Source organism: Trinickia dinghuensis, assembly GCF_003367175.1.
In the GTDB taxonomy this organism is placed as follows: domain Bacteria; phylum Pseudomonadota; class Gammaproteobacteria; order Burkholderiales; family Burkholderiaceae; genus Trinickia; species Trinickia dinghuensis.
The window spans coordinates 422,345-446,757 of record NZ_QRGA01000001.1 but is presented as its reverse complement, the minus strand read 5'-3'; the positions used below and the strand labels follow the sequence as shown (position 1 = coordinate 446,757).

The 24,413-nt window shown below is 62.5% G+C and carries 26 protein-coding genes; 13 read left to right on the top strand and 13 right to left on the bottom strand.

Annotated elements, in window-relative coordinates; genetic code table 11:
* Nucleotides 1-8 precede the first annotated feature (8 nt).
* From DWV00_RS01955 to DWV00_RS01945, 3 genes are all read left to right on the top strand, one after another.
* Nucleotides 9-785, top strand: coding sequence for an outer membrane lipoprotein-sorting protein (locus DWV00_RS01955; RefSeq protein ID WP_115531834.1), 777 nt, complete (start codon nucleotides 9-11; stop codon nucleotides 783-785).
* Nucleotides 786-806: 21 nt separating this feature from the next.
* On the top strand, nucleotides 807-2,060 hold the full coding sequence (locus DWV00_RS01950; protein WP_245964676.1) for a hypothetical protein: 1,254 nt from the start codon (nucleotides 807-809) through the stop codon (nucleotides 2,058-2,060).
* A gap of 81 nt (nucleotides 2,061-2,141) precedes the next feature.
* A complete protein-coding gene (locus DWV00_RS01945; protein WP_115531832.1) occupies nucleotides 2,142-3,563 on the top strand; it encodes a sensor domain-containing diguanylate cyclase in 1,422 nt (473 codons plus the stop codon).
* A gap of 190 nt (nucleotides 3,564-3,753) precedes the next feature.
* Here the strand turns inward: DWV00_RS01945 and DWV00_RS01940 are convergent, their stop codons facing one another.
* From DWV00_RS01940 to DWV00_RS33580, 3 genes are all read right to left on the bottom strand, one after another.
* Nucleotides 3,754-4,986, bottom strand: a complete 1,233-nt coding sequence (locus DWV00_RS01940; RefSeq protein ID WP_115531831.1) for a type II toxin-antitoxin system HipA family toxin — start codon at nucleotides 4,984-4,986, stop codon at nucleotides 3,754-3,756.
* Complete coding sequence (locus DWV00_RS01935) at nucleotides 4,983-5,291, bottom strand: helix-turn-helix domain-containing protein (protein WP_115531830.1); 309 nt, start codon at nucleotides 5,289-5,291, stop codon at nucleotides 4,983-4,985. Before DWV00_RS01935 ends, DWV00_RS01940 begins: the two co-directional genes overlap by 4 nt.
* 135 nt (nucleotides 5,292-5,426) lie before the next feature.
* Complete coding sequence (locus DWV00_RS33580; protein ID WP_147297816.1) at nucleotides 5,427-5,834, bottom strand: hypothetical protein; 408 nt, start codon at nucleotides 5,832-5,834, stop codon at nucleotides 5,427-5,429.
* A 571-nt stretch (nucleotides 5,835-6,405) separates the two neighbouring features.
* On the opposite strand from DWV00_RS33580, the gene DWV00_RS01925 reads away from it, so the two are divergent.
* Genes DWV00_RS01925 through DWV00_RS01915 form a run of 3 tightly spaced genes read left to right on the top strand, consistent with a single transcriptional unit; the run spans nucleotide 6,406 to nucleotide 8,838 of the window.
* Nucleotides 6,406-7,458 (top strand): aromatic ring-hydroxylating oxygenase subunit alpha, encoded by a 1,053-nt coding sequence (locus DWV00_RS01925; RefSeq protein ID WP_115531828.1) that lies wholly within the window; start codon nucleotides 6,406-6,408, stop codon nucleotides 7,456-7,458.
* Between the two features lie 22 nt (nucleotides 7,459-7,480).
* Entirely contained in the window at nucleotides 7,481-7,651 is a 171-nt protein-coding gene (locus DWV00_RS01920) for a rubredoxin (RefSeq protein WP_115531827.1), read from the top strand.
* Nucleotides 7,648-8,838 (top strand): FAD-dependent oxidoreductase, encoded by a 1,191-nt coding sequence (locus tag DWV00_RS01915; protein WP_115531826.1) that lies wholly within the window; start codon nucleotides 7,648-7,650, stop codon nucleotides 8,836-8,838. The genes DWV00_RS01920 and DWV00_RS01915 overlap by 4 nt, the downstream gene beginning before the upstream one ends.
* 256 nt (nucleotides 8,839-9,094) lie before the next feature.
* Here DWV00_RS01915 and DWV00_RS01910 read toward each other — a convergent pair whose 3' ends face one another.
* Both DWV00_RS01910 and DWV00_RS01905 read right to left on the bottom strand, forming a co-directional pair.
* Nucleotides 9,095-10,015 (bottom strand): LysR family transcriptional regulator, encoded by a 921-nt coding sequence (locus tag DWV00_RS01910; protein WP_115531825.1) that lies wholly within the window; start codon nucleotides 10,013-10,015, stop codon nucleotides 9,095-9,097.
* A 217-nt stretch (nucleotides 10,016-10,232) separates the two neighbouring features.
* Nucleotides 10,233-11,075, bottom strand: coding sequence for a class I SAM-dependent methyltransferase (locus DWV00_RS01905; protein ID WP_115531824.1), 843 nt, complete (start codon nucleotides 11,073-11,075; stop codon nucleotides 10,233-10,235).
* 73 nt (nucleotides 11,076-11,148) lie between these two features.
* Between DWV00_RS01905 and DWV00_RS01900 the strand changes: the two genes are divergently transcribed.
* Nucleotides 11,149-11,589 carry a helix-turn-helix domain-containing protein gene (locus tag DWV00_RS01900; protein WP_115532223.1) on the top strand — a complete coding sequence of 147 codons (441 nt, stop codon included), beginning with the start codon at nucleotides 11,149-11,151 and terminating at the stop codon, nucleotides 11,587-11,589.
* 7 nt (nucleotides 11,590-11,596) lie between these two features.
* Here the strand turns inward: DWV00_RS01900 and DWV00_RS01895 are convergent, their stop codons facing one another.
* The 3 genes from DWV00_RS01895 to DWV00_RS01880 all read right to left on the bottom strand — a co-directional run bounded on the left by DWV00_RS01895 (nucleotide 11,597) and on the right by DWV00_RS01880 (nucleotide 14,912).
* Nucleotides 11,597-12,526: a DMT family transporter gene (locus DWV00_RS01895; RefSeq protein ID WP_115531823.1), complete on the bottom strand. Its 930-nt coding sequence runs from the start codon at nucleotides 12,524-12,526 to the stop codon at nucleotides 11,597-11,599.
* Between the two features lie 239 nt (nucleotides 12,527-12,765).
* Nucleotides 12,766-14,172 carry an ATP-binding protein gene (locus tag DWV00_RS01890; RefSeq protein ID WP_245964675.1) on the bottom strand — a complete coding sequence of 469 codons (1,407 nt, stop codon included), beginning with the start codon at nucleotides 14,170-14,172 and terminating at the stop codon, nucleotides 12,766-12,768.
* A 17-nt stretch (nucleotides 14,173-14,189) separates the two neighbouring features.
* Nucleotides 14,190-14,912: a response regulator gene (locus tag DWV00_RS01880; RefSeq protein ID WP_115532221.1), complete on the bottom strand. Its 723-nt coding sequence runs from the start codon at nucleotides 14,910-14,912 to the stop codon at nucleotides 14,190-14,192.
* Between the two features lie 252 nt (nucleotides 14,913-15,164).
* On the opposite strand from DWV00_RS01880, the gene DWV00_RS01875 reads away from it, so the two are divergent.
* From DWV00_RS01875 to DWV00_RS01865, 3 genes are all read left to right on the top strand, one after another.
* The gene (locus tag DWV00_RS01875; RefSeq protein WP_115531822.1) at nucleotides 15,165-15,437 is read left to right on the top strand and encodes a hypothetical protein; all 273 of its coding nucleotides are present in this window, start codon (nucleotides 15,165-15,167) and stop codon (nucleotides 15,435-15,437) included.
* Nucleotides 15,438-15,482: 45 nt separating this feature from the next.
* On the top strand, nucleotides 15,483-15,809 hold the full coding sequence (locus tag DWV00_RS01870; protein ID WP_115531821.1) for a hypothetical protein: 327 nt from the start codon (nucleotides 15,483-15,485) through the stop codon (nucleotides 15,807-15,809).
* A gap of 552 nt (nucleotides 15,810-16,361) precedes the next feature.
* A complete protein-coding gene (locus tag DWV00_RS01865) occupies nucleotides 16,362-17,261 on the top strand; it encodes an LAPAL motif-containing putative phage structural protein (protein ID WP_245964674.1) in 900 nt (299 codons plus the stop codon).
* A gap of 72 nt (nucleotides 17,262-17,333) precedes the next feature.
* On the opposite strand, the gene DWV00_RS01860 is transcribed toward DWV00_RS01865, so the two are convergent.
* Nucleotides 17,334-18,038: an SDR family NAD(P)-dependent oxidoreductase gene (locus DWV00_RS01860; RefSeq protein WP_115531820.1), complete on the bottom strand. Its 705-nt coding sequence runs from the start codon at nucleotides 18,036-18,038 to the stop codon at nucleotides 17,334-17,336.
* Between the two features lie 184 nt (nucleotides 18,039-18,222).
* Here DWV00_RS01860 and DWV00_RS01855 point away from each other — a divergent pair, with 184 nt between their 5' ends.
* Both DWV00_RS01855 and DWV00_RS01850 read left to right on the top strand, forming a co-directional pair.
* Nucleotides 18,223-19,155, top strand: a complete 933-nt coding sequence (locus DWV00_RS01855) for a LysR family transcriptional regulator (protein ID WP_115531819.1) — start codon at nucleotides 18,223-18,225, stop codon at nucleotides 19,153-19,155.
* A gap of 23 nt (nucleotides 19,156-19,178) precedes the next feature.
* Nucleotides 19,179-19,682: a GNAT family N-acetyltransferase gene (locus DWV00_RS01850; RefSeq protein ID WP_115531818.1), complete on the top strand. Its 504-nt coding sequence runs from the start codon at nucleotides 19,179-19,181 to the stop codon at nucleotides 19,680-19,682.
* 36 nt (nucleotides 19,683-19,718) lie between these two features.
* Here DWV00_RS01850 and tam read toward each other — a convergent pair whose 3' ends face one another.
* Entirely contained in the window at nucleotides 19,719-20,522 is an 804-nt protein-coding gene (gene tam / locus DWV00_RS01845; protein ID WP_115531817.1) for a trans-aconitate 2-methyltransferase, read from the bottom strand.
* A gap of 135 nt (nucleotides 20,523-20,657) precedes the next feature.
* Between tam and DWV00_RS01840 the strand changes: the two genes are divergently transcribed.
* Complete coding sequence (locus DWV00_RS01840) at nucleotides 20,658-21,554, top strand: LysR family transcriptional regulator (RefSeq protein WP_115531816.1); 897 nt, start codon at nucleotides 20,658-20,660, stop codon at nucleotides 21,552-21,554.
* 30 nt (nucleotides 21,555-21,584) lie between these two features.
* Here the strand turns inward: DWV00_RS01840 and DWV00_RS01835 are convergent, their stop codons facing one another.
* The 3 genes from DWV00_RS01835 to DWV00_RS01825 form a co-directional block, all read right to left on the bottom strand.
* Nucleotides 21,585-22,409 (bottom strand): OmpW/AlkL family protein, encoded by an 825-nt coding sequence (locus tag DWV00_RS01835; protein ID WP_115531815.1) that lies wholly within the window; start codon nucleotides 22,407-22,409, stop codon nucleotides 21,585-21,587.
* A 23-nt stretch (nucleotides 22,410-22,432) separates the two neighbouring features.
* A complete protein-coding gene (locus tag DWV00_RS01830) occupies nucleotides 22,433-23,689 on the bottom strand; it encodes a DUF2957 domain-containing protein (protein WP_115531814.1) in 1,257 nt (418 codons plus the stop codon).
* A gap of 170 nt (nucleotides 23,690-23,859) precedes the next feature.
* On the bottom strand, nucleotides 23,860-24,330 hold the full coding sequence (locus DWV00_RS01825) for a hypothetical protein (protein ID WP_115531813.1): 471 nt from the start codon (nucleotides 24,328-24,330) through the stop codon (nucleotides 23,860-23,862).
* Between the last annotated feature and the right edge of the window lie 83 nt (nucleotides 24,331-24,413).

Genomic DNA, 24,413 nt, shown 5'->3' with positions numbered 1-24,413 from the left:
GAGTGCTCATGAAATCCGCATTGTCACGCTGGTTCGCCGTCATCACGTTCTGCGTATCGGTCGCGGCCAACGCGTCGCCGAGCGCGCAGCAACTGCTCGAAGCCAGCGACGCAATCCGCAACCCGGGCAAGCCCTTCAGTTTGACGACCACACTGATCGAATTTCATCAGGGCCGGCAGACCGATCAAAACATCCTGTCGGTCTATTCGAAAATCGACCCCGACAACGGGCAGTATCGAAGCCTTGTCCATTTCGATGCGCCGGCGCGCGACGTCGACAAGCTGCTGCTGAAAAACGGCTTGGACCTCTGGTTCTACGATCCGTCGAGTCAGGCGAGCGTTCGCATCTCGCCGCAACAGCGATTGCTGGGCCAGGCGGCCAACGGCGACGTCGTCACGGTCAATTGGGCACATGACTACACGCCGTCGCTCGCGGGCGAGGAAGACATCGCCGACGGCGACCGGCAAACCAAACACTGCTACAAGCTGGCGCTGGTGGCGCGTTCGCCGGAGGCGACTTATCACGCGATCGACTTATGGCTCGACAGCGCGACGATGCGGCCCGTCAAAGCGCGCTTTTACGCGGAAAGCGGGACGTTGCTGAAGGTCTCGTATTTCCGGCGCTTCCAAGAGGAACTCGGCGCGGTGCGGCCGACGGAAATCGTCATCATCGATGGGCTCGATCCGGGCTGGGTGACCGTCATGCGCTATTCGAACTACGCATGGCGCGACATTCCCGATTCGTGGATGCAGCGCGAATATCTCGCGCGCTTCAAGCCGAACTGAACGAACTGAACGATGCGATGCTTGTCGAAAAGCGCGTTGCTCGTGGCCGGGATGATGTTTGTACCTGCGGCGCATGCGGCCGCGGACGCCGACGCCGATGCGCTCGGGCTGGCCGATACGGCTAGCGCGACGGTGACGGTGCCGAGCAACTGGCGCGGATCGTTCGAACTGGCGGCGGCGAACTACAACGCGGCCAATCAAGCGGGGCGCGTCGAGTTGAACGATACCGTGCGCGCGGCATCGTCGCTGTCGTATGACGGCGCTCTATTTCCCGGTTGGCGTGCGGTGTTGTCGAATCGGTTCGATACCGGCTGGCGCGACGCGAACGGAAAGTACAACGCGGTCGATACGCTGAAGCAGGCGTACATCAGTTGGCAACCGACGCAATCGACAATCGTCGACGCCGGGCGAATCAATTTGCGCGAAGGCGTGGCATCCGGCTTCAATCCCACGGATTTCTTCAAGGCCGATGCGATTCGGTCGATCGTCTCGATCGACCCGGCGAGCCTGCGCGAGAACCGGCTTGGCAGCGTGATGCTGCGTGGCCAACTGCTGTGGGCGGGCGGGTCATTGAGCGCGCTCGTATCGCCGCGGCTCGCCGCGAGTTCGAGCGATGGAACCTTCAGCCCGGACTTCGGTGCGACGAATCGGCAGTGGCGCTACTTGATCAGCGGCACTCAGCGTCTTTTTGGAAGGTTCTCGCCGCAATGGCTCGTGTACGGCGGCACCGATATCCCGCCGCAATTCGGTGTGAACGCGACCGCGCTGCTCGACGACGCAACGGTGTTCTTCGTCGAATACGCGGGTGGGCGGGGCAAGGCGCTCGCGGACGCCCCGAGCGCGGGCAACAGCTTTCATTCGCGTCTCGCGACAGGGGCGACCCGCACGTTTCCGGGCAAGGTATCGGCCACGCTCGAATACGACTACGACGGCCTCGGTGCGAATCGCGCTACGTGGAACGCACTCGCCATGGATCCGGCTCGTTATGGCGCATACAGAGAGGCCGCGACTCAGGCTCGGGAATTGACTACGCGAAATTCAGTATTTTCCTACGTCACATGGCAGGATGCTTTCGTCCTGGACCTCGATGTGACGCTGATGGGCCGATACGACCTGGTCGACAACAGCTTTTTCGCCTGGATCGAGGCCCGCTATCATTGGCCTCGCGCCGATTTCGCCGTGCAGTGGCAAGCGGATCATGGGGGCTCGCATAGTGCATTCGGGGCCGCGTCGCAAAGCAATATCCTGCAGGCGATCGTGACGTTTTATTTTTAGCGCTGCGGGGGGGGGCGTAGTAAGATCGCGCACCCGCGATGTCTTCGTTCAGCGGGATAGCGCCCACCTCGATCGTCACTTATGCCAAGCTTGACCGCCCGCCGGGCCGATCAGCCCACCGTCTTTCCTCAGACGGAATCCACGAGCCCGCATGCCCGCGCGCTGCCCGCCGTCATCGCGGTGTTCTCGTTGTTGGTGCTCTTCGCCGTTGTTCCTTTTGCGAAGCGGCATCTGCCGCCCGTTCCGGCATTCATCCCGGTGTATGAAGCCGCGCTTGTGGTCAACGATTTGATCACTGCTGTGCTCTTATTCGGGCAGTGCGTGATCGCCCGATCCCGGGCTATCGGTGTATTGGCCAGCGGCTACCTGTACACGGCGGCGATTGCGCTCTTGCACATGCTGAGCTTTCCCGGGTTGTTTTCGGCGGCCGGATTGTTGGGCGCGGGACCGCAAAGCACGGCATGGATCTACATGTTCTGGCATGCCGGTTTTCCGTTGTTCGTCATCGCCTATGCGTTGCTCAAGGACGGCAAGCGCGATCGGATGTCCGGGAAATCGGTGCGAGTTCGCTGGCTGCTGTTCTGCATCGGGACGGTGCTTGCGGCCGCCGGCGGTCTGGCCTTGCTTGCAACGGCTGGCGAGCACCTGCTGCCACAGATCATGCGAGGCAACGGCTATACCCCGCAGATGATGTCGGTGGTCGGAATGACTTGGGGAATGTGTCTGGTCGCGCTTGCGGTGCTGTGGAGAAAAAGGCGCGATTCCACGGTCGACCGATGGCTGATGGTCGTGCTTTGCGTCTGGATATGCGACATCGCGCTCAGTGCCGTCTTCAATGCCGGCCGTTACGATCTCGGGTTCTATGCTGGGCGGATTTACGGGTTGCTTGCGGCGAGCTTCGTGCTGTTGCTCCTGCTCGTCGAGAATTATTTTCTGCAATCACGGCTGGCGGCGGCGCTCGAAGAACTGAAACGGTTGGCCACCACCGATCCGTTGACTGGTGCCGCGAACCGCCGCGCATTCGACGCGGCGCTTGCCGCACGGTTGCAGCGGGCCAAGCATGACCGCTCGCCGCTTTCGCTGCTGATGATCGATATCGACCATTTCAAGGCCTTCAACGATCGTTATGGGCACTTGGAAGGTGACCGTTGTCTAGTTCGCGTCGCTGAATCCCTGAACGATGCTGCGCGCCATGGGCATGATTTGGTGGCGCGCTATGGCGGGGAGGAATTTGCGGTTCTGCTGCCGCAAACGGATACGTCCGCGGCGGCGTCCGTCGCGCAGCGGATGTGCGATGCGGTTGCCGCGATGGCGATTCCCAATGCGGGATCGACCGCCGCGTTGCATGTGACGATCAGCGTAGGCGTGGCCAGTTGCATCGATGATGCGGGCGATTCGAGTCACGCGCTCGTGCGGGCGGCCGACACGGCGCTGTACGCCGCGAAGGCCGCAGGGCGTGGGCGGGTGGAACGGACGGCATCGGTGGAAACGATCGCGGGGTGAGGGCGCTATGTTGCGTCGGATATCGACTTTCATTCCACCATCTACCGAGTGCGCGGCTAGTTTCCGTGCGACGTGGAAACTTTCGTCGATCGAGAAAGAATATCGGAAGTAGGTCTAGGGTGGTTATAGTGCGGGACGATTGCGCCGTTGAACGAGGGCTACCGAGTCAATCGTCTTCGTGCCGATCGTCCTACTTACTCGCACCGGCCACTCTGCGAGAGTGCGCGATCTTTGCGCAAATATGCGTATAGGTCGAGATGTTTATTGGCAGGTTTCGAGCGGATTCCGGGAAATATCCGGCGGCCTCGCATACCTGATCGATGATAGCGGCGGCATCGTCCTTTTTGATTCCTGCTTTCGACGCTAGGTCGAGCAGATGCGGGCGCTCGATTCGCATGGCCTCGCCGCAAACATCCATCTGATGATAGCCGCCGGGGCCCTCGTTGAAAGTGAGGTCGTATCCCGGAGCAACATGCCACGAACCATCGCGTCGCATCAGAAACGATAGGTTCTTCGAATGGTCGTCCCGGTTGTGAAAGACTACATTGAACACGCAGCGCCGGTACATCTCCAAAACTTCACGCTCGTCTGCGGTGAGTAGGCGAGTGAGTCTGAGTACTGACAAATAGTCGAGACTCGGATGCCTGAAGTCTGCGTGTGCCAGTCCGGAAACCGTGTGCACCGGGACACGCATTCCGTCCACGCGGTCAAACCGCTCAATGCCGAAAGCAGTCAAGTCATCGGCAAGCGCGAAGAAATGCGTCGCGGGCATGAGAATTCCCGCTCTGCGAGCCATGTCCGCGTACACATATTCGATTGCGCAGACCTCCGAGGCCTCGTTTTGCCCAGGGAATTTGACGAGCCACGGAACTCCGGGGCCATCTTCTGTCATCGATGCAACCCCCGCGGCCCAATCGAGGTTCACACGAATCTTCGGACGCGCACCGTGCGGGGAGCCCCCCATCAGTGCCAAGTCGCGTAGCATGTCTTCGCTGTCTCCCGATAAAACACTTCGCACGCTATTAGCAATCTGAAGCAGATTGATGTCGCGATTTTCGAGGTGCGGGCCCGACGGTGGCTCGAATGCCAGCGCGCCCATTGCATCCTCACCGATGAAGGCTAGCCGGTCGAGCGGAGAGATGGTCGCGACATCGATGCCGTTTTTGCGAAAGAGACGGTCCATTACCAGCATGCCCCAGCCGTCTGGAAGCGCGTCGCTTACCAGACCGGGCAAACGCTGCTGGTGCTCCGGAAAATCACCGAATGCCTCGCGCGTCAGTCCGAGGTGATAGGGCGATAGGTCGAGCCCGCGAGCCAGTGCATCCGGCGTGTATTGGAAAAGCAGATTTCGACCATCGTCGGCCAGTTGCGCCAGCGGAAACCGCTCGCCCCACCCAACGTACATCACAGTCAGTTTCTTCATACTGCGTCCTTCTTGTAGCCAGCGCGGCGACGCGAGCGACTGGCCGCTTCCATCTGTTCGATGCTGACCGGGCGGGTGACGAAGACGGGCTCAAGTTGTTGCAGCAGTCCGAGCGTGCCCGCCACGCGCAACAGGACGTCGACTGTTACTAAGCCGGTCCGCTCAAGGTTACGGAGCGCGCCGAGCGATACGCCCGCCCGCGCAGCCGTTTCCGCTTGCGATAGATTGAGGGACAGGCGGCGAGTTCGCAGGCGCTGGCCGAGTTCGCCCGCAATCTCCTGTGGGGTAGCTAGCTTAAAAAGCATTTAAATGACAGTTGACGCTGAAAATTCAGGATAACTGTCATTATAGTGGTGATTATTTTATTTTCAATCAACCGGGGCAGCGCGCGTTCCGCTGCAGTGGGGTAAGGGTTTGACTGCCCGCGAGTGGACGCTTCCTCAACGCACCGCCTCATCAAACGGCACCCCCGCCCCCACCTTCGATACAACCTCGACGGCCGACCCCGGCCCCCCGTGGGCCGTGATCCAACGGCTAGTCGCACAAGCGGCCTTCGCATAAAGATGCTGGTCGGTCAGCGCATGCCGTCCCCAGTCGAACAAACCGGAGGGAAGCGGAGCAGACGGTGCGATGAGGCACCGATCGCCCGCACCTTCCGGGCCGAGATAGCGCAGGTCATCCGAGGCATACATCGCAATGCCTTCGTTGAACCAGACGGGGATCGCCTCGCGAGCGAAGCCGAGCAAGCCGACACGTTTGTTCAACTCGATCATCGACAATTCATGCGCGGCGATGACCGGATCGCTGCCGCGAGGCGACAGCACGGCGACGAAATCGAAAATGGACATCCCGCGTCGCCTACCGCCTCCCAAACGTTCGAAGCACGCACTATCGCTGCAGACCAAAATGCGTGGCGAGGCTTGACGAGGCCCCCAGAATTTCCGCACGCGTTGGCGGCCTTCATCGACAAATTTCACGATCGCTTCCGCTTGCTCGGAAGCGAGTCCCTTTTCGACATAAACCTGCGGCGCCGCTCGTTCGAAGCCGTAACAAGAAGGACAGACGGATGCTGTCGCCGCGGGGAGCGCCCACGCGAGTCCCGTCAATCCGGCGAAGATCGACCCACCCAAAACGACGATCGCGATTCGCAGTTTCATTCGTGTTTTCAAGTCGCATCCTTTTAAGGCAAATACGCATCGGCGTCGATACGAAATGATAGCGAAGCTTCGCCATTACCTCTGCCGAACCGCGCGCCGATAGGCCGGCGTTCGACGATCGCACCATGTCGATCGGTACATGGACTACATGACCGAACGGGGATGGGTTGTGCGCTCGCACATGAATATCGTTGTGTCCATGGCGGCACCGAACACGCATCGAGCAACGCCATGACCACCGCATACGATTCAGGAGACACGCATGACTCAACCCCAGGTGATTACGCTGACTCGCACAGCGTCCGCCATGCCCCGCAACTGTACGTTCGACTCCAGCGACTGGGAGATCCTGAGCCGCTATTGGCATCCCGTTGCCTTCGCCCACGATGTCGCCGACAAGCCGCTCGGCGTCACGCTACTCGACGAGCCGCTCGTTCTGTTTCGTTCGGAAGGCCGGATCGTTGCGGCACGCGATGTCTGCCCGCATCGCGGCGCGCCGCTGAGCCAAGGATGGGTCAACGGCCCTAATCTCGTGTGCCCCTATCACGGCCTGGAATACGGAGCGAGCGGCAAATGCAACTACATTCCTTCGCAACCGGAGGGCCCGATTCCCGAGCGTCTGTGTCTGACGACCTACGCAGCGCAGGAAGCGTATGGGCTGGTATGGGTCTCGCTCGGCGGCGGTGAGCTGCCGTTGCCGGACTTCCCCGCGTGGAACACCGAGGGCTTTCAGCAAATCCTTCCGCCGTCGATCGACATTCGCGCGTCGGCCGGGCGTCAAACCGAAGGCTTCATCGATGTCGCGCATTTCGCGTGGATCCATCACGACAGCTTTGCCGACCGCCGGAATCCCGTGGTGCCGCAATACTCCGTCGAACGACGCCCGAACGGCTTGCGCGCGGAATACGTGAGTACCGTGAGCAACTTCCCGAAGTCGATGCAGCATCGCGCGCCGGAGGGCTTTGTGTGGCGCCGTGTGTTCGAGGTGGATGCGCCGTTCTTCGCGCGGCTGACGGTGCATTTCCCCGAGGGCGGGCGTCTGGCGATTCTCAATGCCGCGAGCCCGGTATCGGCGCGCCTCACGCGTCTTTTCGTTCCCATCGTCCGCAATTTCGACCAGGACTTGCCGCTCGAAGACGTCTATGAGTTCAACCGCCAGGTATTCGAAGAGGACCGCGCGATCGTCGAGTTGCAGTGCCCGGAGGATCTACCGATCGACCGCTCCCAGGAAGCGCCGATTCTCGCGGATCGCTCCTCCGGCGGATACCGGCGCGCACTCGCCGAGATCGGACTCGGCAAAGCGTACGTGCGTTGATGCGTGTGAGAAGGAAAACATCATGAAGATCTGGGAATGCGTCATTTGCGGATTTCGCTACGACGAGACCGAAGGCCTGCCCGAAGCGGGGATTGCGCCGGGTACGCGCTGGGAGGATGTACCCGACAACTGGATGTGCCCGGACTGCGCGACGGGCAAGCACGACTTCGAGATGCAGGTGGTGGCGGCATGAGCGAGCCCTTACATGAAGGCGTGCGGCCCGACCCGATCGTGATCGTCGGCACGGGGCTCGCCGGTTACACGGTAGCGCGCGAATTGCGCAAGCTCGATACGAAGACGCCGCTAGTCATCGTCAGTCGCGACGACGGCAGCTTCTATTCGAAGCCCACGCTCTCGAACGCGCTGGCGATGAAGAAGGCGCCTCACGAGCTAGCGAGCTTCGCTGCGCAAGCGATGGCCACGCAACTGAATGCGTTCGTCTGGACCTATCGCCACGTCGAGCGCATCGTGCCGGACGAGCATGCGATCGTCGTCGCGGGATGGCGGCTGCGTTATCGCTCGCTGGTGCTCGCAACGGGAGCCGATCCGCGGCGCGTGCACTTCGAAGGGGACGGTGCCGCCGGCGTGCTGTCGATCAACGACCTCGCCGATTACGCACGCTTTCGCGATGCACTCGAACCGGGCCATTCGGTTGCGATAGTCGGTGCCGGGTTGATCGGCTGTGAGTTCGCGAACGATCTGGTCGCGGCGGGCCATTCGGTATGCCTCGTCGATCCGGCCGACACGCCGCTGTCGCGACTGCTTCCCGCGGAGGCGGGGGCTGCGTATGCGCGTGCCTTGTTCCGTGCCGGCATCGACGTGCGGCTGGGCCGCGGCGTTGCGTCGGTATCGCGGCGCGAACGCGGCTACCGCTTGACGCTGACGGACGGAAAGACACTCGATGTCGATATCGTGGTTTCGGCGGTCGGTCTCGTACCGAGAACGACGCTCGCCAGCGAGGCCGGGCTGAAGATCGAAGGCGGCATCAGCACGGATGCCTGGTGCCGCACGAGTGCGCCGGACGTCTATGCGCTCGGCGACTGCGCCGCCGTCGACGGCCGCTTTCAGCCGTACGTGCTGCCTATCATGCATGCAGCGCGCGCCCTCGCCCGCACGCTGTCCGGGATGCTCACGCGGGTCGATTTCCCGGTGATGCCGGTCGTCGTCAAGACGCCGGCGGTTCCGGCCGTCGTGGTACCGCCGGCGGGACCGGGCGGCCAATGGTCGATCGAGACGGTCGCGCAGGATTCGCCGAACGCGGTGCGAGCCGTGTGCGAGGATACCGCGACCAAATCGATGACGGGATTCGCGCTGGTAGGTGCTGCCACCGCTGAAAAAGCTGCTCTGTTGAAGCAGATGGCGTCCGGTATTCCGAGGTAGTCGGAATCCGGATTCACAACAACCGGGCGCAACCTGCACGCGCCCGGCGACAGGCAGCTTTTGCTGACCGACCCCTGTCGCGCACTAGCGTTCCGCCTCCGTCTCCCTGTCTATCGGAGCCCGACGCCAGACGTTTTCGAACCGCGAGCGAGCCTCGCGGTTTTTTTATGCGCACCGATCCTGCCGACACGCTGCTCTCGCGGCGGCTCCCGGTCGAGGCGGTGGGCGCGTATGCACGCGCTTCTCGCCGCAAGCTTCAGCCTGCGAGCCCCTTTGCGACGCCGGATACGAGACGGCGCAGCCAGACCGCCGCGGGGCTCCGATGCGTGCGGTCATGCCAGAGCTGGTAGTAGGTGAGCGCCTGCGGATCGGAGGGGAGCGGCTCCATCCTTAGGGGAAGCAGTTTGCTGTAGTGCGCGGCCAGCGCGCGCGTCGTCGTAAAAAGCAGGTTCGAGCGCATCAGCACGTAAGGCGCCATGCCGAAGTACGGCAACGTGGCGGTCACGTTTCTGGACAGGCCACTGCGCGCGAGTTCGATATCGATTGTCCCCAGCCCCGTGGCGTTGTGTGTCGTGACGGCCAAATGCTCGGCATCCTGATAGAGGTCACGGCTCAGCTTGCCCGGCTTGATCGGATGTTGCGTGCGCAAGAGGCAAACGAGATCGTCCTTGCACAGCGGCTGCAGATGCAGATGCTCGGGCGGCGTGCGCCAGTTGCCGATCACGAGGTCGAGCGTGCCGCTTTCCAGGCCGTGCTGATAGCCGCCGTCCACCATCATCAAGTGCTGGAATTCGATCCGCGCGCGTGGGGCCTCGGTGCGAAACGCGTCGACCACGGCCGGCAGGAAGAACACATCCAAGTAGTCGGGCGATCCGATCAGAAACGTACGGCGCGTGGTGGCCGGATCGAAAGCGGTCGTGGGATGCAGAACCTCGGCGATGCCGGCGAGCGCTTGCGCGGCGGGCTCGAGCAGCGTCAGCGCATGGCTCGTCGGCACCATGCGGCTGCCGCTGCGCACGAGCAATTGATCGCCCGTCAGCGCGCGCAGTTTTCGCAGGGCGACGCTGATCGCCGGTTGTGACTGACCGAGCAACGTGGCCGTGCGCGAGACGCTTGCTTCGATGATGAGGGTGTGAAGCACCTTGAGGAGGTAGGAGTCGATGACTTCCTTGGACATGCGAGCCGCCGTTGTTTGAATCCATTCACTGCTGTATACGGGGCTATATAACGAACTGTCAATCCAGGAAAAATGCGGCCACGCGGCGTCAGCCTTGACGCGCGGGGATCATAACGGAGCGGGCATTCGCACTATGTGTTTGGCATCATGGCGGGTTCGTTCATATGGAATGACAGAGATTCATATATCGGCTTGCCTGCGAACCGGCATTTGCGAATTACGCGCGTGCTCGCACCATCCAGCAGGCTGCGGTAAAGCGCACCTCGGCGCCGTGGACGTAGGGCTCGAAGGCTGCGGCGACTGTTTCAACGATGTTCTCTCGGGTTGGGTCCTTCGTTCCTTGAAGCGCTGCGCCGACGGGCCCGAGCCTGCTTAGGTAAGGGATCAAGTCTTTCTTGGCCATGACGCAGGGGACATCGATCGGCCGAAGATCGATCTCCGACCAGCCGCTTTCCGCGAGAACGGCATTGACGCGGGCCGGATCGGCAAACGCGAATTGCCCGGGCGAGTCCGATCGACGCGCGGGCAAGTTGGGCAGTAGGGGCGCCGCTGCGCGTTCCGCCGTCGTCATGAACGGATTTTCGGCCGCGCTGCGCCATGCAATGACGTGAAGCCAGCCGTCGCTGGTCGTGGCGTGCCGAAGGTTCGAGAACGCCGCGACGGCATCGGCGAAGAACATGACGCCGAAGCGCGAAATGACCACGTCGAAGCCGGCCCGTTCGAGCACATGGTTTTGCGCATTGCCGTGAATGAAGGTTGCCGATGAACCTTCTCGTTCGGCACGCGCCCGAGCGGCCGCGATCATCGGCTCCGAAACATCAATGCCGACGCAGCGCCGCGGTGCATTGGGCTGTCGTGCGACTGCGAGCGTGGTGCTGCCGGTACCACACCCGACGTCGAGTACCCGCTCGCCCCGGCTTGCCGACACGGCCTCGACAAGCAAGTCTTCAAACGGCTCGAACAGCCGGTCCAGCACCCCTTGCAGGTCGACCCAAGCTTGTCCCGCGGGACCGTTCCACCGCTTCGCCTGTTCGTCATCGAGCCGTGACATCGCATTCATGACCTTCTCCTTGATTGTCTTTGCGAAACACACGATGCACTATACAAATTCAAGTCGACTTGAGGTCAAGTACGTGGAAGATCTGGACATCACCGAAGTGGCGCGGTCCACCGGCGTTCCCGCTTCGACGCTGCGGTTTTACGAGGAAAAGGGGCTGATCGCGTCGATCGGGAGGCGCGGCCTGCGCCGCGTGTTCGACGCCGCCGTGTTGGATCGCCTTGCGCTGATCGCGCTGGGGCGTGCCGCCGGTTTTTCGCTCGATGAAATCGCGCAAATGTTTACGCTGGACAAGAAGCGGCCGCGGATCGATCGGACGATGCTCTCGGCGAAGGCGGATGAGTTGGACAAGACGATCCGCCAACTGAGCGCCATGCGCGACGGCTTGCGGCACGCCGCCGCTTGCTCCGCGCCGAGCCATATGGAATGCCCTACGTTTCGCCGGTACCTGCGCGCGGCCGCATCGGGGGTGATTCGGGCGCCGGAGAAGGCGGCTCGGCCGCGTAGCGAGATGTGACCGTCAGTCAGTCACAACTGACCGCGCCGCGAATCGGCGCGGCTTCGCTTCGGCCGATGCGTTGGCGGCCCACTTCCAGCATGGCAATGCTGCCGAAGATGAGGGCGACGGCGAATAGCTCCAGCGGGCCGACGTGCTCGCCCACGGCCCAGCCGATCGAAAGCGCGACGATTGGTGTGATGTAAATCGCCCCGGCGGCGGCCACGGCGCCCAGCTCTTGCAAGAGGAAGTAGTAAAGGATGAACGACGCGCCGGTACCGAGCAATCCGAGGCCGACCGCGAGGCCCACGGCAGCGTGCAAACTCTGCAGTATCTGCCCGATTCCACTGAGGTCGGTCACGGCGAGCAGCATCAGAAACGCCAAGCCGTTCTGCCATGTCACGATCGCCAACGGCGCGATGTTGAGCGGGGCAATGAAGCGTCGAACGTAGATGTACGACAGCCCGAAGACGATCGTTCCGGACAGGATCCATGCAACGCCCGTCAAATTGATTGCGTCGCCGGCGCTCATGCTTGCCCAAGGGCGGCTAATGAGTGCGATGCCGGCCATGCCCAGCGCGACGCTGTACACCATCAGCCGGTTCATTTTCTCTTCACGCAGAAGAAGGCCCGATGCAATCGCGGTGAACAAAGGCGGCGATGCGCCCAGCACGCCGGCGATACTGGACGGAAGCAGCGCTGTGCCCTTTGCCATGGCGAAGTAGGAGAAGGCCGTCGCGAGTGCCGCCATCAGCGCGAAGTGGTGCAGATGACGCACTTGGTGCAGCTTGATCGCGCGCTTATGCCACGCGAGCGCCGCCAACGGCGCGAAGCCGAAAAAGACTCGTAGAAGCGATATCTGCGCCGGGCTGATGAGCGACGACGCCCATTTCATGTAGATGAAATTCGATCCCCAGAAGACACCGAGAAGCACGAAGGCGGTATAGATCCGTTTCAAGGGACGATCCAAGCGGGGAAAAGGTGTTGGGGGCCGGGAGAAGGGCGTTCGATCGAGTGTCGGTGACGCCGCTTCGAACCGTCAATGCACTTATTTTCACGCTCGCATGACTTCTTGTTATGGGACGCGCGCAGTGACGGAGGGCGGCTGGCTGCCGGCCTGTCGTTCCGCAGGCCAGGACGATGGCTGGCTGCGGTGCTGCGTCTATCGGCATGCGACTGCGACCAGCGATGTCGTCGCTATTGCATCGGCAGCGCGACGCTAACCTGGAGTCCCCCCTCCGGATGATTGCTCACTTCGCAGCGGCCGCCGCGATCGCGCACGAGCCTCGACACGATCGCAAGCCCCAGTCCGCAATGCCCTTCGCCTCCGCGCGCGGCATCGAGCCGTACGAACGGCTTCATGGCCGCTGCAATTCGACCTTCGGGGATGCCGGGGCCATGATCGCGTACGGTCAGAAGCCAATCGCCGTCCTTGCGCGCCGTGCCGATGCGGACCGGCGCCGCACCATGCTCGAGCGCATTTTCGACGAGATTCGTGACGAGACGATCGAGCAGCACGCGAGGCAGCATGAATGCGGGGCCTGCCTGCAGATCGAGTTCGAACAGCGGGCCTTCGCCGTCATCCGCGGGGTCGGCCGCATCCGCCGCCGTAAATTGCGTGCGCAGGAACGCGTCGGTCTCGACCGGCGAGCCTTCGTCGATGGACTGCCCGGCAAACTCGAGAAACTGCTCGACGATGTTCGACAGCGAATCGACGTCGTGCAACAAGCCGGCGCGATCATGCGCGTCGGCGAGCAAGCTCGCGCGCAGCTTCAGGCGCGTGATCGGTGCCTTCAAGTCATGCGCGACGCCGGCGAGCATGACGGCTTGGTCGTCGTCCGCTTCGCTGAGCCGGCGCATCATGTCGTTGAATGCGCTGATCAGTTCGCGCAACTCGCGCGGCCCGCGCTCGCCGACCGGCCCGGGCCGTCCGCCCGAGCCGAACGTCCGGGCAGCCAGTGCAACGCGCGACAAGGGGCGCTGCATCTGCCACGCGACGAGTACCGAAAGAACGATGGCGGCGAAGAGGATCGAGCCGGTCGCCAGGAGGAAGTGCGGCGGCGGAGGCATGTCGATCGGCACGACTGTCCAATCCGCCGCGACGGGCGAGCGCACCCAGAGATGCCGCGGATGATCGTCGTCGACCATGATCGTGCTGCCCGTCGGCAAATGGTCGCGAAGGAAGGCGATCGTGTGGACGAGCGGCGGCTCGGTCGGCTCGCGTAGATGAGTCGCCGAGGGCATTTTGTTCCACGGTACGATGCGTATGGGCGGCCCCGGCGGTGGAGGCGGTGCGCTGATGCCGTTGCCATCGTCCATGAGCGGCGGCCCCGGTGGCCCGGGCGGCCCGTGAAAACGAGCGTTCGGCGGCATCTCGTCGAAAGGCAACGGGCGCGTCGCCGGCCCCGGCGGCAGTGCGGGGAGATTCGTTTCGCGGCTGTTCGCCGCCTGTAGCGCGAGCAGGATGCCGCGAGCGAACCCGTCCGCCTGGTGCCGCGGCTCGCGAATCGCGAACAGGATGAACCAGCTCGATTGGATCACGAGCAGAACGACGGTCGACAGCAACGCCATTCTGCCGAACAGCGTATTCAGCGGGTTGCGCATCGATGCTCTGTCCTCGGTTATTCGCGGACCGCGGGCTCTTCGGCGTCGGGCACGAATACGTACCCTTTGCCGCGCACGGTTTGAATGTAACGGGGGCGCGAGGGATCGATCTCGATCGTGCGGCGCAGCCGCCAGATCGGCACGTCGAGACTGCGATCGTGGAATGCGACCTCGTCGCGATGCATCAGGTCGTGCATCCGTACGCGCGACAGCACTTTGTACGGATGATTCGCGAAAATCTTCAGGAGTCCGAATTCGCTGTTGCGAAGCGGCAGCGCCTCGCCGTCACGAAACAGCACCCGCGCGCCGAAGTCGAGGGCGAACGGGCCGAAGCGCAATTGCGCGCGCGTATCGGGTGCGCTCGCCAACGCGGGCCCACGCCGGCGAAGAACCGCTTCGATTCGCGCAAGGAGTTCGTCCGGATCGAACGGCTTCGGCAAATAGTCGTCCGCACCGAGCTTGAGACCGGCAATGCGTTCGGGGATCGAGCCGCGGGCGCTGACGAAGATCACGGGGATGTCGTCGCCGGCCGCGCGCAGTGCCGCAAGCGCGGTCAGGCCGTCGGTGTTCGGCATCATGATGTCGAGCACGATCACCGACGGGCGTTCGAGTTCGAGGCGCCGCCGTAGATGCGTGCCGTCGTGCAGGACGGACGTATCGAGTCCGTTCGATTGGAGGAAACGCGACAGCAGATCGCGGACGACCGGGTCGTCGTCGACTATCAGAACCTGGGGCTTCATGTCGGGCATGGGGACGGATGGTGCCGGCGGGCGCGAGGCCTCGGTGGCGTGCGAATCCGCGATCATCGCATGGATCGAATCGCGAAAACGCTGCGGCGGCGGGGGCACATGCCCGCGTCGCCGCAGAAGCCTAGCACGGCACGCTGTACTCGTGCCGGCCGGTTGTGTTGCTTTGCCTTACCTTTCCTTACCGTTCATCAGGCGGACGTGCTGACGAAGACCCCGCTCGATGAACCGCCGCCGCTTTGAAGGTTGCTGGCGAGCGCTGTCAGAAACTGCTGTAGCGTTGCCGTCGAATCGCTCGAACTGCCGCTGCTCGACGTGCCGAATGCCGACAGCAGATTCTGGAAGTCGCTCTCCAACGTACTCGCGGTCGACGACGTACCGGTGCTGGTGCTCGTCGAATCGGTCGTGGTCGAAGCGCTTGCCGTGGAGTCCGTCGACGTGCTGCTCGAGCTTGAACTCGAGCTCGACGTCAGCGACTGCGCAAGGCTCTCGAGTGCGGACGCAAGGTCGTTGCCGTAGCCCTGCCCTTGGGGCGGAGGCGGCGGGGGCGGTTGCATTGCGGCGGTGGTCGCCGACGAGTCCGTCGATGAAGCGCTCGTCGATGCCGAATCGGTCGACGAGGTAGACGAGGTAGACGACGTGGAGCCTGAAGTGCTGGCCGTGGTCGATGCGTCTGCCGTGCCGCTGCCTTGCTGCGACGCGGCCGAGAACAGGTCGCCGAGGAATTGCTGGAGCGCACTGCTGATCGAGCTCGACGACGTGCTGCCCGAGGTATCGGTCGCCGATGCCGTCGAACCCGAGCACGCATCGGTACTCGTCGACGATGAGGTCGAGGCCGAGCTCGAAGTCGAGGCCGAGGTCGCACCGCTCGACGTGGTCAGCCCGATTTGAGCCAGTGCCGCCGCGATGGCGGCCGCCAGCGGGTTCGTGCTTGCGCTGTCGCTCGAGGCCGAGTCGCTCGAATTCGCTTGCGATTCGTGGCGCTTCGCCTTGAGCGTTTGCCAAATTTGAGCGCTGGCGCTCGTATCGGTCAACGCGGAAATTGACATGAATGGTCTCCGTAAGTGTGGCGGTAAGCTGCGCATCTCGACCCGGATGGTCGAGGCACATGCGACATTACGGCCTACGGCGCTCAATTTGAATGTCGAACCGGTTTACGACGCCTTACCTAAACTTTCATCCGAGGGCGACGGACCGGCGATCGCGCGTGTCGGCGCGCCCTGCTGTGGGGGAAACGGAGTTGCGGGTGATGGAGGCGCTGGCAGCTGTGCGTTGAGCGGGGGCTCATTCGGTCTGAAAAGAGAGTGCTTTGTGCCGCGGTAGCTCGCTGGCGCTGTACGCTGCCGCACTTTGCCGCTGGCGTTGCTGTGCGGCTTCTTGCCGTCGTGCGGTTGGCTGTCCGGCCGTTCGATGCGCCTTTGCATTCTTTTTTACGCGTCGAAAATGGAAATGAGCAACCACGAGCGATTTCAGGTCTTCTACGACGGACCGGCCCTGTCAGACCATCGTATGGATGTGCGCGATCTAGCGCCTGCACTTGTTGCGTTCGCTGACCTTTTAACTGCTGCGAATAAGGAGGTCAACGGGGTTGGCACGGAACTCCGCGTAGAGGTCAGCACGAAGTTCAAGGCTGGGTCCTTCGGGATTGACCTGTCAGTCAGCCAGCAGCTGCTCAGTCAGATCAAGGAAATCTTCTCCGGGAACGGTGCAACCGCCATATCCAACGCGTACACGATCGTGACGTTGGTCGGCTTCACCGGCGGTGGGCTGATCGGCATTTTGCGAATACTAAAGGGGCGACGGCCCGTAAGGGTCGAGGAGAAGGGCGACGTTGCCGCAGTCTGGATTACGGAGTCCGAATGCGTGGAGGTGAGCGACAGGATCATGAGGCTATACAGAAGCATCGCCGTCCGGCGTAGTCTGGAGAAGGTGATGTCGCCGCTGGAGCGCGAGGGGATAACCGATTTCGGTATCGTCATGAACGATCGGGCGGTGCTCGACATCCACAAGGACGAGGTCGCTTCCTTTGGCGCTGAGCTGTTGCATTCGGCTGCGGAGATCGTGTCCGACTCGACGTCTAGAAGGATGCTGCTGATTGAGTCCCTAACCTTCAAGGACGGCAACAAATGGCGTGTAAACGATGGTGCGTTGACCTACCACGCTTCCATCGAAGATAAGGAGTTTCTTGACGAGATAGACTCGGGAAAACGGTTCGGGAAGGGCGACGTTCTAATCGTCGACTTGCGGCAGATCCAGACGGTCTTAGGCGCAAAGCTCGCCACTGAGTCTTTGATCGTCAAGGTGTTGGAGCATCGCCAATCGTTACAGCAGAGTGTGCTTTGATTTCCGTGGTCTCGCCCGCGCGAAGCAGTGCGTCCCTGACTGAGGTGACGGAATTCCGGTGCGTCCCGCAGGTCACCACGGTACGACCCTCCCGAGGTAATCGAGGTAGTGTAGCCCCGCCCGTCCTTCGTGCGCGCCGATCGTATTCACCAGATTGGGGATACTTTCTTCGATGCTGAGCCGCGCTTCGGGCCCGCCCATATCCGTCCGTACCCAGCCCGGCGCTAGCAGCAGGAGCGTTCTAGGATCGTCGGCGTGCCGCGCGGCGAAGCTGCGCATGAACATATTTAGCGCGGCCTTGCTGCCGCGATACACCTCATAGTTGCCGTTGACGTTGTTCGTGACGCTACCTTGGCCCGACGACATCACTGCAATCGTTCCGCTCGGCCGAACCCGATCTTGAAACGTCTCGATCACCCGCATCGGGCTTAGCGAGTTCGTCACCATCACGCGGACGAATTCCTCGGTTGAGACATCGGCGATCGTTTCGCGATCGTCGTTCTTGACGCCGGCGTTCACTAGCAGGACATCCAATCGTCGGTCGTCGAGCCGGCGGCGCAAGACGGCAACCTGTTTCGGAACGGTGATGTCGACCGTCTCGACTTCCAGCGCCCCCTTACTCTTTTCCGACAGTCGAAGCAGTCGCTCCGTGGAGTTCTCCCGGCCGGTTGCGATGATGTGCCAGCCGCGCGCGAGGTATTCCTCCGCCATGGCGAATCCGAGACCGCGGGATGCGCCGATCAGAAGGATGGTTTTTTGCTGAGATGTGTTTTGCATGGCTAGCGCCCTAAACTTGAGACTGCGGCGCGCAATAAAACGTGGATCGACGTTTTACATGCACACGCGGTCATGAATCGGTACTTGCAATATAGCGGCGAGACCGGCGTACCGGAACACGCGGCAACTACACTTGTCAGTTGCACGGGGCGCCTTGCCTCGATTGCCCATGCTACGATCGGGCATGCCCGATCCCGATTTGAACCTACTCGTTGCGCTCGATGCGTTGCTTACGGATGGCAGCGTAGTCGGTGCCGCGCGGCGGCTGGGATTGAGTACGTCGGCCATGAGCCGAACCCTCACGCGGCTGCGCGAAACGACCGGTGATCCGCTCTTGGTTCGCGCCGGGCGCAGCATGGTATTGACGCCGCATGCGCAAGCCATTCGCGAACGCACGCGCAATGCGCTCGATGAGACTCGCGCCGTTCTCCGGCCCGCTACGACGGAGCTTGATCTTTCGACGTTGCGGCGTGCGTTTACGATTCGCGCGAACGACGGCTTCGTGGAAGCGTTCGGTTCGCACTTGATCGCGGCAGCATCGGCAGCAGCGCCGCAGGTTTGTTTGCGCTTCGCGCCCAAACTCGAAAAGACCGCGTTGCACTTGCGGGACGGTTCCGCCGACCTCGAGATCGGGGTGTTGGGAGAAATGGGCCCCGAGGTACGCCTGCAGGCGCTATTCCGGGATCATTTCGTGGGCGTTGTCCGAGAAGGACATCCGCTGCAGAGCGTAGGCCGGATAACGGCTGAACGATATGTCGCGTTTGGACATGTCGTCGCTTCGAGGCGAGGCAATTCCAAAGGGCCTGTCGATGAAGCGCTGGGCGCTTTGGGACTCGTGCGAACGATCGCCGCCGTGGTGCCGAGTTTTCCGGCCGCGCTGAGCGTGGCTCTAGCTTCGGATCTCATCGCACTCGTGCCCGCGTCGATCTTCGGTAATCAGGCAGCAGGAGAAAACGAAGACGCGACGCGAAACGGAGCCTACGTTTTCGAACTGCCTGTCGCGACGGAGCGGATCACGGTCTCCCAGATGTGGCATCCCAGGCTGGAGGTCGATCCTGCTCATCGTTGGCTCCGGCAGTTGGTGTTGTCGGTGTGCCGTCGAATCTCTAATATTTAACAATAAACGAAGGTAGCCTCGGAATGGATCACGTAACGATCAGAAGGATCCGCGAAGCGGACGCCGAATCACTAAGGCAGCTGTACGAAGACCCTGACGTCTACACCGATACGCTGCAGCTGCCGTTCCCTTCGCATGAAAATTGGAAGAAGCGGTTGAGCGAGATGCCGCCGACACGCTATGCGTTAGTCGCTGAAATCGCGGGCGAAATCGTCGGGAATGTCGCGCTCGACGTCCTGACGAATCTTCGCCGCAGGCACGTGGGTGACATCGCCATCTCGGTGAAGGGCGTTCGCCAAGGGCAAGGGATCGGCAACAAACTGCTGAGCAGCGCGATCGAGATTGCCGACAATTGGATCAATTTGATGCGGCTCGAACTCACTGTGTTCGTCGATAATGAACCCGCGATCGCACTCTACAAGAAGCATGGATTCGTCATCGAAGGCGAGTTCGTCAAATATGCCTTCCGAAACGGCCAATATGTCAACGCCTATCACATGGCGCGATTGAAAGCGGACGTCGTTTGACGGCGTGCGAGCGATCCAAACGCGCACGCCATCGCCTCATTTGCGCGTCGCCACGATGAACAGGCGCGGGAACGGCAGCAAGACCGTGCCGTTGCCGAGCGCCGGATAGGCAGCCGCCACGGCATCGCGATACCGCACGATGAACGCGTCGCGCTCGCCATCGTTCAACGCTGCGAGGAACGGCCTCAGCCCGGTGCCCTTGAGCCATTCGACGACCGCATCCGCCCCACCGGCAAGCGGGTGATAGTAGGTCGTACGCCAGACGTCGACGTGCGAACAAAGCGGCGATAGGAGCGTGTAGTAATAGCGCGCATCGAAGCGCTCGGTCCGCCCCACGCCCTTTAGCTTCTCGGCCCATGGCCCGGCCGCGGCGACTTCGCGCATGAGCCGGTGCGTGGGCTCGTCGAGATTGTCCGGCATCTGTACGGCGAGGTGGCCGCCATGCGCGAGCTTGCCGACGATCTTGGGAAATAGTGTGTCGTGCGCGGGCACCCACTGCAGCGTCGCATTGGAAAGAATCAGATCGTACGTGGCCGGCTCCTCCCACTTAGTGATGTCCGCGACGTCGAAACGGAGGGTGGGCAGGCGCTTGCGCGCCGCTTCGATCATATCCGCCGATGAGTCGAGCCCTCGAATCTCGGCGGCGGGTGCCAGCGCCAACAGCGCCTCCGTCGAATTTCCCGGCCCGCATCCGAGGTCGATTGCCGTGCGGATCGGTGTCGGTGGGACTGCGGCCAGCAGATCCCTGACCGGCCGCGTGCGTTCGGCCTCGAATTTCACATATTGCGCGCTCTCGAACTGCGCATATCGTTTGGCGCCTTGATCGAGCGGGTTCGTCACGGTGCACCTCCTGGTCGAGTTGAGCGGAACGCCATGTCCGGATAAAGATGAGCACGGCCGTCGATGAAGCGAATTTTGCGACCGGCGTCTTCATCAGTAAAATGAATTTAATATCGTTATTGATTCATTTTTCTCATGAAGATCGATACGCTCGGCGTCCAGGCTTTCGTCGCAATCGCCGACGGCGGCAGCTTCAGGCAGGCGGCGGATATGCTGCATGTGACGCAGACTGCAATCACACAGCGGTTGCGCAAGCTCGAAACGTACCTGGGCGTCGCGCTCGTCGAGCGCACGACGCGCCGCACGACGTTGACCGAGATCGGCCGGCGTTTTTTGCCGCAAGCTCGCCGGCTGTTGAACGAGTTGTCCGACGCGCTCACCGAGATCCGCGAAACGGGCCTGAGCCGGCGCGGCGACGTATCGATCGCATGCGTGCCGACCGTCGGCGTTCAATATCTGCCTCGCATCCTTCGCGCGTTTTCCGAACGCAGGCCGCACGACCGCGTGAAGATTCTCGATCATGCGTCGGAGTCGGTGCTGCAGGCGGTGCTGCGACGCGAGGCCGAGTTTGGAATCGGCATCGCCGGAGATCAGCATCCGGAACTGGTGAGCGTGCCGCTCGCGGTCGATCCGTACGTGCTGATTTGCCGCGACGACCATCCGCTCGCCAAGCGGCGACGCGTTCGTTGGGAAGCGTTGCGATCGTATCCGCTGATTTTCGCGGGAGAAATGAGCGGCAACCGCGGCTTGCTCGACGGCGCGCTCAAGACCCGCGGTGTGACGCTGTATTCGTTCTATGAAGTGCAGCGCAGTTCGACGGCGCTGGGCCTCGTCGCCGAAGGCCTGGGCGCCGCGGTGGTGCCGAAGCTGGCCATGCAGAAGAACGCGTATCCGATGGTGCGGACGATCGAACTCGTCGAGCCCTCGGTCTCGCGCACGCTCGTGCTCGTCACGCGCAAGACCGCGCAATTGTCGCCCGCGGCGCGGGCGCTCTACGACATGCTCGCCGAACAGGCGCCGCCGGCTCGTTGACACACCGGTGCGCCGAGCCGCTGCTTTTCGTCAAAACCGATACGAAACGGCCAAGAACGTGATGATCGGATCGGCTTTGAGTTTCGCCTTGCTGACGGCAAGCAGGGTGCCGTCGGCCGCTTTGATGTCGGTTTCCGCGTACGTCTTCAGCGGCAGGTAAGACACCGAGGCATTGAGCTGCCAATGCTTGCTCAGCGAGTAAGTTGCACCGAGATTAAAAATCGGCGCCCACGAGGCAGACGACTTCGCCGAAATGCTCGTCGGCCCCGGTTTGCCGGCCCCGGCCGCGAGGATGCTGCCAAGGTTTTCGTTGAGCGATTGCGAGAAGTAGGGATTGAGTTGGAACGAATTGAACCAGCTGTAGGTGAGACCGATTCCGAGGAATGGCCGAAACGTGGCCTCGGCCTTGCCGAAGAAATACTGCAGCATCGCGCCGGCCGTCCATTGGCGCACTTTCCCGACGATTGGATTGTTCGACGGCTCGTTCAGATTTTGCTGACCGAGCGCGCCGGCCGGTCCCGGCGGTTGAATCACGCCATAGCCGCCGATACGAAACTGCGGCGGGATGCCGCCCATGGCAGTGAGCGCGATGTGGTCGGTGAAGAAGTGGCTGAACGTGAGTCCGAGCGTGTTGGCATTGTTGACCGTCAATCCCGTTCCCGCGGACGTGAACGAGGCGGGCAGCCCGAGCGGCCCGTTGATCGGCGTGGGCGCGACGTGTGTCGTCAGCGGATCGCTCGAATACTGCGGCGCGATATGAAACCAGCCCAGCGAGACGACATTGTCGCCCGCCTGCTGTGCATGGGCGCCGGTCGTGATACAAGCCGCGGCTAGCGGCGCGAATAGTTTCCTCATCCCCATTTTTCCTTGTTATGCGATCACTGGACGAATGCGCTCACGGCAAAGTACGGCGCGTTCGGATCCGACATATCGAGGTAGCCGATCGTGCCGCCCGTGAAAATCATCTTTCCGGTCGGCGTTGCGCCGGCCGAGGCCTTCGCCGTTTTGACGAGTCCGGGCAGCGATTGCGCGTAATCGAGATCGAGCGGCGTGGCGAGCGATGCGATCGAGGCATTGAACGGATCGAGCATCGTCGCTTGCCCATTCATGAGCGCCGTCGTGCGATAGGCGAAGTCGCTGTCGACGCCGTCGTACTCGCCGTTTTGCGAACCCGCGGCGACATTGGCTTGCGGCGCAAGCATGGCAATACCCGATTCGTCGTCCGCGAGTGGTGTTTTCGGCGGCGAGCCGGGAGGCGAGACGATCGACGGATCGGCTGCGCCGACGCGGATCAGGATCGGCACCAACTGGCCGCGCAGCTTGCCGACGATCAAGATGCCCTGCGCCTGCGGACCGTTCACGGCCTGCGTCGGCGCAACCTGCCCCGTGAAGCGGTCGGTCTCGAACGTCGGCGAATCGGTGCGCGCGGCGAAGTTGCTTCCCGACTGCCGGCATTGCCCCGCGTATAGGCCGTTGTTGTCGCATTCGGTGAAGCTGCCGTCGGCATCGATCGTGAAGGAAGCATCCACCGCGACGGGTGCGAAGTTTTGCGACGGCACCTTGTGATAGCCGAGCATCGAATACGTGCCGGCGATCTCGGCGAGGTTCGTCGACGTTTGCGCGAACGCGATGAACGGGTAGTACGGGAACGTCGTGTCGGGCACGACGCCGACGCCGGCCACGCCGGCGAAGGCGATTTCGGCGCCCGGGATCGTGCCGCCCAACACGCCTTCGCCGAGGAACACGCGAGCCGGACGCGTCGGATCGAGACTGGCGTCGTTCAAGCGGAACGCGCACTGATTGAGCTTCTCCGTCGGCAGCAACGTCTCTTGCGTCAGCGTGCCGGACACGACGTTGTTCGGTGCCGACGAACGCGTTGGCAGCACGGTGCCCTTGGTCACCGGTACCGGCGACGCCAGATACGTGATCTTGTAGGTCATCGCCGTGGTGTCGAGCTGCACTTGCACGAGTTCGCCCGAGCCGGCGCCACCGGTGAAGACGGTGCTGTAGTCGACCGCTTGCGGGCATAGCCGGGTCGCGACCGGGGCCGGCGGATCGCCGCCGCCGCTGCCGCCGCCGCAGGCGGGGAGGATGAGGGCGGCCAGCGCCGTCGAAAGCAGACTACGCCACATCATAGTAAGGAGTCCCGAATAAATGGTTCTGAACGAAAACCGGCGCATCGAGCAGCCGGCGTTGAAGCGTGGGCGCGAATACCCTTCGCCCTTTGGGTTGTCGGCGCGCCCGCTCCTCGTGAGGCGGGCGCGCGCGACACCGCGGCGGATCAGCCGCGGCTAGCCGGAGCCGGTCAGTTGACCGTCAGGAAGGGCGTCGTCGTGAGCGAGCCCGATACGGTGCAGCCGCCCGAGAGGACTTGATCCACGAGGCCGATCGTCGTTTCTCTTTGCGTCGTGTTCTGCGCGACGCTTGCGTTCAGCGCACTCGGACCGCAGTTGCCCAAGGGCGTGTTGACCGCCACGCCGGTGAGCGTCAGGCTCGTCGTCGAATTCACTTGGCCGGACCACGGCAAGTTCGCTGCCGTCACGGCCGAACACAAGGCCTGCCCGGTGAATTTGGCCGACGTGATGCTGACCGCGCCCGTGCTGGTGATGCTGCCGACCAGGTTCGCCGTGCAACCCAGCGGAATGAGCGACTTCACCAGTGTCGTGGCGCCCTCCAGACTGATCGGGCCGGCGGGGGAAACCGTCACGGCGAATGCCGGAACCGAAACGAACAACGCCAATGCCGCACCTACGGGGATGAGCTTGAAACGCTTCATGTTGAGAACCTCTCATCAGGTTGAAGGCAGGATGGAATGACGGCCGGTTGGCGCCGCCGGCCGCCTCTTGAAGCGCTACCGCA